At 59.2% G+C, this 10744-nt stretch carries 9 protein-coding genes; 4 read left to right on the forward strand and 5 right to left on the reverse strand.

The features are described from left to right. Positions 1-75: 75 nt before the first annotated feature. The 3 genes from can to K5D32_RS25365 all read right to left on the reverse strand — a co-directional run bounded on the left by can (position 76) and on the right by K5D32_RS25365 (position 2069). Entirely contained in the window at positions 76-711 is a 636-nt protein-coding gene (gene can, locus K5D32_RS25355) for a carbonate dehydratase (RefSeq protein WP_038399747.1), read from the reverse strand. A gap of 106 nt (positions 712-817) precedes the next feature. Then, positions 818-1270: a ribosomal protein S18-alanine N-acetyltransferase gene (gene rimI, locus K5D32_RS25360; protein WP_025258550.1), complete on the reverse strand. Its 453-nt coding sequence runs from the start codon at positions 1268-1270 to the stop codon at positions 818-820. After that, positions 1263-2069 (reverse strand): energy transducer TonB, encoded by an 807-nt coding sequence (locus K5D32_RS25365; RefSeq protein ID WP_221602272.1) that lies wholly within the window; start codon positions 2067-2069, stop codon positions 1263-1265. Before K5D32_RS25365 ends, rimI begins: the two co-directional genes overlap by 8 nt. 144 nt (positions 2070-2213) lie before the next feature. Here K5D32_RS25365 and mksB point away from each other — a divergent pair, with 144 nt between their 5' ends. Genes mksB through mksF form a run of 3 tightly spaced genes read left to right on the forward strand, consistent with a single transcriptional unit; the run spans position 2214 to position 7007 of the window. After that, positions 2214-3494 (forward strand): Mks condensin complex protein MksB, encoded by a 1281-nt coding sequence (mksB, locus tag K5D32_RS25370; RefSeq protein WP_221578033.1) that lies wholly within the window; start codon positions 2214-2216, stop codon positions 3492-3494. Then, positions 3484-4188 (forward strand): Mks condensin complex protein MksE, encoded by a 705-nt coding sequence (gene mksE, locus K5D32_RS25375; protein WP_025258547.1) that lies wholly within the window; start codon positions 3484-3486, stop codon positions 4186-4188. The genes mksB and mksE overlap by 11 nt, the downstream gene beginning before the upstream one ends. Continuing rightward, a complete protein-coding gene (gene mksF, locus K5D32_RS25380; RefSeq protein WP_221602273.1) occupies positions 4185-7007 on the forward strand; it encodes an Mks condensin complex protein MksF in 2823 nt (940 codons plus the stop codon). Before mksE ends, mksF begins: the two co-directional genes overlap by 4 nt. Positions 7008-7034: 27 nt before the next feature. Here the strand turns inward: mksF and K5D32_RS25385 are convergent, their stop codons facing one another. Together K5D32_RS25385 and K5D32_RS25390 are read right to left on the reverse strand one after the other, a co-directional pair. Then, on the reverse strand, positions 7035-8372 hold the full coding sequence (locus K5D32_RS25385) for a dicarboxylate/amino acid:cation symporter (protein WP_260407543.1): 1338 nt from the start codon (positions 8370-8372) through the stop codon (positions 7035-7037). 91 nt (positions 8373-8463) lie between these two features. Continuing rightward, positions 8464-9519, reverse strand: a complete 1056-nt coding sequence (locus K5D32_RS25390) for a tartrate dehydrogenase (RefSeq protein WP_221578037.1) — start codon at positions 9517-9519, stop codon at positions 8464-8466. 134 nt (positions 9520-9653) lie between these two features. On the opposite strand from K5D32_RS25390, the gene K5D32_RS25395 reads away from it, so the two are divergent. Continuing rightward, positions 9654-10565: a LysR family transcriptional regulator gene (locus K5D32_RS25395; RefSeq protein WP_221578038.1), complete on the forward strand. Its 912-nt coding sequence runs from the start codon at positions 9654-9656 to the stop codon at positions 10563-10565. Positions 10566-10744 lie beyond the last annotated feature (179 nt).

A 10744-nucleotide genomic window follows, 5' to 3' on the forward strand; every position in this document is an offset into this window, starting at 1 on the left:
CTGTCGTTGACATCTATAGGATGCCACCGTGGCGCATAGACGCCTCGGCGGGGGCGAGTCCATCTGATTACGGGGTTACAGAGGACGCAGGCGATATTGCGGTGGCAATTGCTCAGGGCCGCTGATGGTCGTGTCCAGGCTTTTCCAGCGGCCATCCTTGATGCCGTAGATGCAGCCATGCACCGAAAGGCTCTGCCCACGATGCCAGGCGTTCTGCACGATGCTGGTATGACCGACGTTGGCCACCTGCTGAATCACGTTGAGTTCGCACAGGCGATCAACCTGTTCTTCCTCGGTCGGCAGTTTCGCCAACTCTTCACGCTTTTCGTAATACAGGTCGCGAATCGTACGCAGCCAGCCATCGATCAGGCCGAACTGGCGGTCCTGCATGGAGGCGCGAACACCACCGCAACCATAGTGCCCGGTCACGAGGATGTGTTTGACCTTCAGTACATCAACCGCGTACTGAATGACTGACAGGCAGTTCAGGTCAGTGTGCAATACAACATTGGCCACGTTCCGGTGTACGAACAGATCGCCAGGCAACATGCCTACGATCTCGTTGGCGGGAACGCGTGCATCCGAGCAGCCGATCCAAAGATATTCCGGGGTTTGCTGGCGAGCCAGCTTGGCGAAGAACTCAGGGTCTTCCTGTTTGATCGCATCGGCCCAACGCTCGTTGTTATCAATCAGGTCTTGTAGATCGTTCATGCTATGACGCCCTCGATAATGATGCCCAGCTTTGACTGGCGTCCAACACGCCAAGTCACGCCAAGGTGCCACTACTTGCGAGCTATTTTTTGCGCCAGTGGCACGACTACTCCAGCAGCGTACAGGCCATCACGACGGCATCCTCGCGTCCTCCGACAGCCGGATAGTAGTCGCGACGCCGACCGATCTCGTTGAAACCGTAGTTTTCATACAGACGATAGGCCGCTCGATTGCTGTCGCGCAGTTCCAGGAAGCACTCACGCCCGTTGAGTTCGTAAGCACGCTTCATCAGATGATCAAGCAGACGCAAACCCAGGCCGCGGCCCTGGCTCTCGGGCTTGACGGTAATATTGAGCAGATGCGCTTCATCGATGATGACCTGAATGACGCCATGCCCTACTTGTTGTGCGCCCTCGAACATCAGCCAGATGTCATAGGATTTCAGGCCTTCGAGAAAGATGCCTCGCGTCCAGGGATGACTGAAGGCGGCATACTCGATCTTCAATACCGCATCCAGATCTGCTTCGGTCATCGGGCGAAAGGTTATCGCGTCACTCATCTATGGATTTCCAGCGCGCCATCAGCCGACGCATGGCTTGCCAGACGTCCGCCTTGCGATGCGGCTCGTCCATCAGTAATTCCAGCCCTGGCAGCGCCCACGCTGCTCCAAGACCTTCGACTTGCAGTTCACGGTTGAAAGCTTCGGCATCGACCTCACCGGCAAAGCGCACGGCAGGCAGGCCGATCAGCCACAGGCAGGCACAGGGTTCGTCTTCAAGGCGGGCAGCAACAAAGCCCTGCACAAAGTCACGTGCCGCATCAGGCCCTTGATCCATGTTGCCGCGAACCAGCAGAGGCCAGCGCACAGGCTCGCCGATGATCTGCGGGCTATCGGGCAAACCGGCAGCGCGCAGCATGTCCTTGAGCAACAGGTAAGCAGGATCGCGACTCTGGAATGGCTGCCCGGTAGGCAGCTCAACCAGCAGCAGGCAACGCCCGGCACGCAGCAGTTGCAAGGAAAAACGCGGTGGCGGTACGACAACGGCCTTGACCGTCGATGTGGCCTCGGCCTCTTCTGCCGCAGCCACTGGAGCGCTTTTACTGGCGGAGGATGGACGAGGCACTTCGATCTTCGGCCGCTCGGCCTGACGCGCAACCGGCGCGGCGCCTGGGGCCACTGGAGATTGGGCGGCAACCGGCGTTTCAGGCACGACAGGCGCAATGCTTTCGACCTCCACCGGCAACGGCGCAAGCAGCTCCGCACGGGACGGTGCAGCGAAAGGCAGTTCAGTGCGCGGCAGCCAGTTGACCACCTGCATGGCAGTCAAATAGGCGCGGCGACGGGACTCGTTGAGCAAAGGTCGGCCACCTGTGGATAAGTTAAGCGCGCAATTCTAGCGCTCTTCGCCGATTCGCGCCGCAGTTGATCGCCGGGAGGTGAAATCTTCAGTGGCTGATGCAGTACAATCGCTCCTTTTCACTTGCCAACAGTCGGCCTACCAATGATCGAACCCAAGCGCGTCCTGCGCGCCCTTGCCGAGCACTGGGCGCTACTCGAGCCTTTATGCGAACACTTCGACCAGGGCACGCTGAGCCTGAGCGAACTGCGTCTGCAACTGGCCGCTCAGCAGCTGGACAGCACACCGCAAGACATCACCAACCTGCTGGATGTATGGATTCGTCTGGACATTCTGGTGCCTGTCGCCAAAAGCCCGAACCGTTTCGAGCTCAATGCGCAGATCCATGACTTCCTGTCCTATCTGCGCCGCGAGCACCGTCTGGGGTTATGCCTGGAAATCGAAGCCTATCTGCGCCATCTGGAGCGACTGGCCGGTTACATTCAGGATGCCTTCGACATTCGCGACGCCAACGATCTGGCCCGCCAGTTGCGCCTGCTGGACATGCGCGTGCGCGATGTCCTGAAAAAACTCGCCAACGACGAACAGGCACTGGTGGCCGTTGCCGATCGCGCCAAGACCAGCGACCGTCAGATCCCACTGCGCCAGCGCTACGCCGAGGTGCTCGCGACCTGGGACGAATACGTCGAGCCGATGATCCAACTGGTCAACGCCGACGGCGCATTTGAGCAAGGCGTGCGCAAGGTAGAGAACGTGCTGTTGCGCCTGCTGACCGAACAGCAACGTCTTGGCCATCTGGTAGACGACGACATGCTGTTGCGCACCCATGCGCGTATCCTGGAAATGCAGACCAGCGCCCAGCTCACCCTGCGTCATGCGCGTGAACTGCTGCTGCCGCTGCGCGAGGAAGCCCGTCGCCATAACGCCGTAACCCGTGGCGCCGCGCTGGCCTTGTCGGCTATTCGCCGCAAAGGGCTGGATGCCGTGCCGCAGGCGGCGATGCCGATGTTCACCCGTCCGCAGAGTACGTTTCTGGGCAGCGCCAGCCAGGTCGAGGCTTATGTCTACGCACTGGCCCGCTTTGAACCCAAACCCGCAAAATTCCCCAAGGCCAGCGGCACTGCACGCAAGGGCGCACCGCCTCAGGCACCGCGTACCGTCAAGGAAATGCTCGAACGCTGCGAAGACGCTCTGCCGCTGCCGGACCTGATGGTCTGGCTGCTGGAGCAGGAACCCAACGGCGCCACCGACGAGTTGCTGTACTGGTTCTCGCGCCTGTCCCGTGACAAGCGCTTCGCCCGCGAACGCCTGGAGCGTCGCGAGTATTTCACTCAGGAGCACCGCGTCAGCCTGCGCTCCTTCGCCCTGCTCTCGACCCGAGACGAGCAGCCAGAGAATTCCGAGAGCACCCTTCATGCATCTTGATCTTTCCGAAATGTCCCAGCTTGCGCCGATCTTTCGCGAGCTGTTCAAGGGCTATCACATCAGCCGCCGCGACCCGGAGCTGTATGCCCAACTCTCCAATGCCCAGGACCAGTACCGCACGCTGTTCAAGGCGCTGGGTTTCGAGCTGGTCTGCGATACCCGCGGTTTCTACTACTTCGTCCCGGAGCTGGCCGCCGCACAGGTGAACAAGACTGCGCAGCGTCTGGCCCTGTTCACGTTCATCCTGGTCGAGCATCTGGCCGACCAGGGTCGCGACCCGATGGCCGTGCTCGACGGCGGCACCCTGGGCCGCGATGAGCTGCCTTCGATGCTGGATAAATACCGCGACCTGTTCTTGCAGGCTGAAGTCCAGACTCAGGAAGAACTCGAAGAGAAGATCATGCGCCGCATGACTCAACTGGGTTTTGCCAGTGAAGAAGTGGGGATCTATCGCTTCCTGCCGCCGATGCATCGCTTCCTTGATGTGTGCCTGTCGGTGCAGCAGGACCGTGATCTGGCCGCCAGCCTGCACAGCGACCTGCCTCTGCCGACACCGATCCTGATCGATGACGACAGCGACGAGAAACTGCTGCAAACCGACGATCCGCTGGATCTGGCCGAGTTCGCCGAAGAAACCGAAGAGCAGGCCCTGGCACGCGCAATTGCTGAAGAACAACAGGAGATGGACGCATGAGCCAGGAACGTTATGGCATCCGCCGTTTTGCCCTGTTGAACACCGCTGGCTACAGCCTTGGCCTGTTCCCGCTGGAAAACCCGCTGTCGGTCTACGGCGCGAACAACCTGGGCAAGAGTGCTTCGATCAACGCCCTGCAGTTCCCGATTCTGGCGCGCATGTCGGACATGAGCTTCGGCAAGTACAGCCTGGAGCAATCGCGCCGTTTCTACTTCGCCTCGGACACCAGTTACATTCTGGTGGAAGTTTCCCTGCCCCACGGCCCGCACGTGATCGGCGTCGTCGGTCGCGGCCCGGGCGGCGGCTTCGGGCACCAGTTCTTCGCCTATGCCGGTGAGCTGGACCTTAGCCATTACCAGAAGAACGACACCTGCCTGCGGCAGAAAGAGCTGTTCAGCAACCTGGAAAGCAAAGGCCTGAAAGCCTACGAGCTGAAGCCGGACGAACTGCGTCGCCTGCTGGTAGGCGGACACACCTCGATCCCGCTGGACCTGACGCTGATTCCACTGCGTTCCACCAGCGAGCAAAGCCTCAAGACCTTCCGCGCCCTGTTCATCAACCTGCTGCACATGCGCGAAATCACTGCGGCCAAACTCAAACAGTTGTTCCTGGATGCCTTCGAGCACAGCCTGCGTTCCGGCAGCGTCGATTACATTGCGGCCTGCGAAGAAGCATTCCGCGATGTGCGGCGCATGGAGCAGGACTACAACTCGCTGGTGCTCGCCGGCCCGCTAGTGGAAGCACTGGCCGCTGGCGTCAAGCAGCGGGATATCCTGCGCGGCAAGCTGCATCGCCTGTCGCCGCTGCTGGATTCGTTGCTCGGCACCTGGTCGGACTACTCCAGCGCCCGCAAGGAAGAACTGGTCATCCAGGCTGAGCATTACCGTGCCCAGCAGGACGAGATGCAGAATGATCAACGCAACAGCACTCAGGAGCTGATGCGTCTGGAGCGTGAGATCAGCAGCATTCAGCGCTGGATCGGCGAGCTGTCGGTACTCAAGAACCGCTTCGCGCTGGTCGATGACGTCAAGGTGCTGGAGCAGCAACTGCTGGCCGCCAAGGATGCTCACGACGAACTGGCCGGTGCGCTGGCCCAGTCTCGTCAGTTCAGCGCCGAGGACCTGGAAGAGCGTCTGCGGGATCTGGAAAAACGCCTGAAATCGGTCAAGCAGCAACTCGATCACGCCGACAACAACAGCTACGCCCGCCTGCGCGAAGAGTTCTCGCAGCCGGACGTCGAGCGCCTGATGCGCCTGTTCAACAGCGCGCTGTTCAGCCTGCCACTGGGCGAGCAAGGCATTGCGCTGGACGATGGCGATGCGTGGGTCAAATCTCTGGAAACCATCCTCGATGGCTTCAAGGGCGATCAGTTCCAGGTGCCGGGGTTGTCCATCAACCTGTCGCATATCGAACCGCCCGCCTTGCAGGCACTGGCTGACCGTGCGGCATTGCGGGACCAGAAAGAGCGTCTGGAAAAAGAACTCAAGCAACTGAAAACCCAGCAGGCCGTTGCCGCCGACCGCGCTGCCAGCAAGACCCAGACAGAAGCCTTGTATCAGCAGGTTCTGGACGCTCAAAAGGCTCTGGAAGATTTCCGCCGCTGCCAGACCCTGAGCGCAGAAGAAGCCGGCAAGCATGAAGAGCTGGCGCAACTGGAGGCCACGCAGGACGAACTCAAGCGCTCCAGCGATGCCTTCACCGAGCGCGTCCAGCAACTGTCCGCCAAGCTGCAACTGGTCGCTCGCCAGATCGGCGACATGGAAGCCAAGCAGCGCACACTGGATGACGCCCTGCGTCGCCGTCAGTTGCTGCCTGCGGACATGCCATTCGGCACGCCGTTCATGGACCCGGTCGACGACTCCATGGACAACCTGCTGCCATTGCTCAATGACTATCAGGACAGTTGGCAGGGTCTGCTTCGCAGCGATGGCCAGATCGAAGCACTGTATGCGCAGGTGCGCCTGAAGGGCGTTGCCAAGTTCGACAGTGAAGAGGACGTGGAGCGTCGTCTGCAATTGCTGATCAACGCTTACGCGCACCGCACCGACGAAGCCCTGACCCTGGGCAAGGCGCGTCGTGCAGCGGTCACGGATATCGCCCGTACCTTGCGCAATATCCGCAGCGACTACGACAGCCTGGAACACCAGTTGGCGCTGTTCAACCGCGAGATCAACAAGCGTCAGGTTTCCAACCTGGCCAGCTTCCGTATCGTCCTTGCGCCGAACAAGGAAGCCCTCAAGCATATCGACCAGATCATCCACAGCGCCGGTCAGTATGAAGAAGGTGAAACCCTGTCCGTGTTCGACTTGAGCCAAAGCGCCGAGCAGGACAACAAGAACGAGGAAGCCAAGGAATATCTGGCACGACTGGTAGCGGCCAATCACAACCAGTTGGGCTTGAAAGACCTCTTCGAGCTGGCGTTCGAGATCACCAAGGTTCACGGCCAGCCGGTTATCCACACCGACATCGACGGTGCTGCGTCCAACGGTACAACCATGACCATCAAGGCGCTGACCAACATGTACTTGTTGCTGCACTTGATGGACCGTGATCTGGCTGGCCGTGTGCGCTTGCCGTACTACCTGGACGAAGCAGCAGACATCGACGAGAAGAACCAGGCAGCCTTGCTGGAAACCAGCCTGCAACTGGGCTTCGTGCCGATTCTGGCGAGCGTGAAACCTCAAGTCTCGGCCCATGTGGCCATCGACCTTGAAGGTGGTAGCGGCCCTAATGGCATCTACATCGATGAAGCGGACTGGAAGTACATCCGCCGTCGTGAAGAGGTGAAACAGCAAGAAGCTCCGGCGTTGGCTGAATAACAGCGCCGGAGTCTGGGAGGCGCTCCTTTAAACCTGGGGAGCGCCTTTCATTCCCGGCAAGACAACATGGGTCGCGGTCGCAGCAGGCGTCACGATCTCAGGTTTGTTCTCCTGCTGCTCGCCATTGAGCGCCTTGTTCATCTTCTCCGTATCCAGAGCCCCCACCCACTTGGCGATAGCCATGGTGCCGACACCGTTGCCGATGGTGTTGGTGATCGCTCTCGCCTCGGACATGAAGCGGTCCACACCCAACAGCAACACCATGCCTGCCACCGGAATGGTCCCCAGCGATGCCAGTGTCGCGGCCAGAATGATGAACCCGGAACCGGTCACACCCGCCGAGCCTTTGGAGGTGAACATCAGCACCGCGAGCACGATCAACTGATCGGTCAGAGTCAGCGGTGTGTTGGTCGCCTGCGCAATGAAAATCGCCGCAATGGTGTAGTAGATCGCCTGCCCGTCAGGATTGAAGGTCAGGCCCGACGGAATGATCATCCCGGCCACCGGCTTGGAAACCCCGGCCTTTTCCATCTTGGAAATCATCTGTGGCAACACCGACTCCGACGAGCTGGTGCCCAATACCGTGAACAACTCTTCCTTGATGAAGCGAAGGAATTTCCACAGGCTGAAACCGCTGTAACGACAGATCGGCCCCAGAACAAAGATCACGAATACCGCACAGGTGAGGTAGACGCAGGCCATCAGCTTGCCCAGTGAGAACAGCGAGCCGAAACCGTATTTGCCGATGGTAAAGGCAATTGCACCGAACGCCCCAATAGGGGCCAGGCGCATCACCATGCCGACGATCTTGAACATGCCTTGCATCAGGCTATCCAGCGTATCGACGAATGCTTTGCCACGCGGCCCGACATTCGCCAGGGCCACACCGAGCAGCACCGAGAACAGCAGGATTTGCAGCACATTGCCCTTGGCGAAGGCGTCCACGATGGTGTCGGGGATGATGTTCATCACGAAATCCATGAACGTGGCATGTTTGGCTGCGGTGGTGTAAGTGGCGAGGCTGGAGGTGTCCAGCGTGGCCGGATCGATGTTCATGCCTGCACCGGGCTTGAACACATCGACGACGATCAGGCCCAGGACCAGAGCGAGGGTCGATACCACCTCGAAATAGATCAGGGCGCGAAAGCCGACGCGTCCCAACTCTTTCATGTTTTCCATACGGGCAATGCCGGTCACGACGGTCAGGAAGATCACCGGCGCGAGCAGCATCTTGATCAGTTTGATGAAGGCATCGCCAAGAGGCTTGAGCGCTGTACCGGTTTCAGGAACCAGCACACCGACGACGGCGCCGAGGATGACGGCAAGCAGGACTTGTATATAAAGCTTGGAAAGAATTCTTTTCATGACGGGGCCCTGATTTTTTATTGTTGTCAGGAAATGCCAGGGGGCGCATCAATGATCGCCTCCTGGCGTTATGCCGCAGTACTACTTTGAATCAACGATTGATCAGCTCGATCACCGCATCGGTGATTTGTCGGGTGGTGGCGTTGCCGCCGAGATCAGGTGTATGCAGGCCGCTTTCAGTCACGGCTTCGATAGCCGAGATCAACTGCCTGGCCGCAGCCGCTTCGCCCAAGTGCTCCAGCATCATGGCGGCGGTCCAGAAGGTGGCGACCGGATTGGCAACACCTTTGCCGGTGATATCGAAAGCTGAGCCGTGGATCGGCTCGAACATGGAAGGAAACTTGCGCGAGGGATTGAGGTTGGCGGTCGGCGCAATCCCCAGGCTACCGGACAATGCTGCTGCCAAATCGGACAGAATGTCAGCGTGCAGGTTGGTGGCGACAATCACGTCCAGGGTCGAAGGCTTGAGCACCATGCGTGTGGTGACGGCGTCCACCAGTTCCTTGTCGATCTTGACGTCCGGGAAGTCCTTGGCAACCTCATAGAAGATCTCGTCCCACAGCACCATGCCGTGACGCTGGGCGTTGGACTTGGTGACCATGGTCAGGTGTTTGCGTGGGCGACTCTGTGCCAGTTCAAACGCGAAGCGGTGGATACGCTCGACGCCGGCGCGGGTAAATACCGACACCTCTGTGGCGACTTCTTCCGGCAGGCCTCGGTGAACACGGCCGCCATTGCCGGAGTATTCACCTTCGGAGTTCTCGCGCACTACGACCCAATCGATCTGGTCGCCGTTATGCAGCGGGCTTTTGACACCGGGCAGCACACGGGCCGGGCGCACGTTGGCGTATTGGTCGAAACCCTGGCAGATCGGAAGGCGCAGGCCCCACAGGGAAATATGATCAGGCACGTTCAGGGCACCGACGGCGCCGAAGAAAATGGCGTCGAAGGTTTTCAGCTCTTCAAGACCGCCTTCGGGAATGTAGTAACCGTTCTTGAGGTAGTTATCAGAGTTCCAGTCGAAGTGTTTGAAGTCGATTTCAAACCCGGATTTTTTCGACAGGGCTTGCAGCACCTCGACACCTGCGGCGATCACTTCGACACCGATGCCATCGCCTGGAACTGCAGCAATCTTGTATGCGCTCATGTTCAACTCCACTCTTGATTCGTTCTTGTTGTACTGCCGAACAGGCTGTTCAGCAGGGTATGAGCGGAGTATATGTAGTGAGCACAAAGCTGTGAGTTACTCAAAATAACTACATCCATAACCTTGAGTTACGAATGAATCAGACTCTGGACCTGTCTTTTTTCTACCTGCTGGCCAATCAGGGCAGCCTCGCTGCAACGGCACGAGAGCTTGGGATCACACCTCCAGCCGTCAGTAAACGGCTGAGCGCACTGGAAGCCCGGTTTGGCGTGCGCCTGGTGAACCGCACAACCCGCTCGATGAGCCTCACCGCTGAAGGTGAGCTGTACTTCTCCCATGCAGCGCGCATCCTGACCCAGATCGATGAGGTCGAGCAGTTGGTCAGCAGCAGCCGTGCCACGCCCAAGGGGCTGATTCGGGTCAATGCATCCCTGGGCTTTGGTCGCCGTTATATCGGGCCTGCACTGGCGGCATTTTTCTCACGCTACCCGGAAGTGGAAATACAGCTGGAAATCACCGATCACCCGCTGGACCTGGCCACCCATGGCTTTGACCTGGGCATTCGCTTCGGCACGCTGCCGGATGCCGCCTTTCATGCCCGCAAGATCGCATCCAACCGACGCTTGCTGTGCGCCTCTCCTCTGTATCTGGAACGGCATGGCGTGCCGCAGCGCCTGTCGGATCTGCAGCAGCACAACTGCATTTTCCTCAGGCAGAACGAAACGCCCCATGGCGTGTGGAGTTTTACCAACGGCGGGAAGACTCAGAACATCAAGGTACGCGGAGCGTTGGGCTGTAATGACGGCGAGGTGGCGCTGAACTGGGCGCTGGAGGGTTATGGAGTATTGCTCAGAGCCGAATGGGATATCGCCCGGTATGTGCGCAGCGGCCGGTTGCGTCTGGTGCTGGAGGACCAGACTCCGACTCGGGCGGATGTGTATGCGGTTTATCCACAGCAGTTGCATCTGTCGGCGAGGGTTCGCAGCCTGATTGATTTCCTGGTGGAGCGGTTCAGGCATATCGATAATCTGGACGAGGCTGAGTGATTCACTGGCCTCTTCCCGGATAAATCCGGTCCTACAGGGGTGCGATGTTTTAATCGCCCGAAAAGACAAAACCCCCACCTGCGTGTGCAGATGGGGGTTTTGAATTTGAATCTTGACGATGACCTACTCTCACATGGGGAAACCCCACACTACCATCGGCGATGCATCGTTTCACTGCT

This window comes from Pseudomonas cichorii (genome assembly GCF_019719005.1).
GTDB classification, from domain to species: domain Bacteria; phylum Pseudomonadota; class Gammaproteobacteria; order Pseudomonadales; family Pseudomonadaceae; genus Aquipseudomonas; species Aquipseudomonas cichorii_E.

Excerpts from the sequence above, each read along its gene's own strand:
- can (WP_038399747.1), bottom strand. The coding sequence starts at position 711 with ATGAACGATCTACAAGACCTGATTGATAACAACGAGCGTTGGGCCGAT.
- rimI (WP_025258550.1), bottom strand. The coding sequence starts at position 1,270 with ATGAGTGACGCGATAACCTTTCGCCCGATGACCGAAGCAGATCTGGAT.
- mksB (WP_221578033.1), top strand. The coding sequence starts at position 2,214 with ATGATCGAACCCAAGCGCGTCCTGCGCGCCCTTGCCGAGCACTGGGCG.
- mksE (WP_025258547.1), top strand. The coding sequence starts at position 3,484 with ATGCATCTTGATCTTTCCGAAATGTCCCAGCTTGCGCCGATCTTTCGC.
- mksF (WP_221602273.1), top strand. The coding sequence starts at position 4,185 with ATGAGCCAGGAACGTTATGGCATCCGCCGTTTTGCCCTGTTGAACACC.
- K5D32_RS25385 (WP_260407543.1), bottom strand. The coding sequence starts at position 8,372 with ATGAAAAGAATTCTTTCCAAGCTTTATATACAAGTCCTGCTTGCCGTC.
- K5D32_RS25390 (WP_221578037.1), bottom strand. The coding sequence starts at position 9,519 with ATGAGCGCATACAAGATTGCTGCAGTTCCAGGCGATGGCATCGGTGTC.
- K5D32_RS25395 (WP_221578038.1), top strand. The coding sequence starts at position 9,654 with ATGAATCAGACTCTGGACCTGTCTTTTTTCTACCTGCTGGCCAATCAG.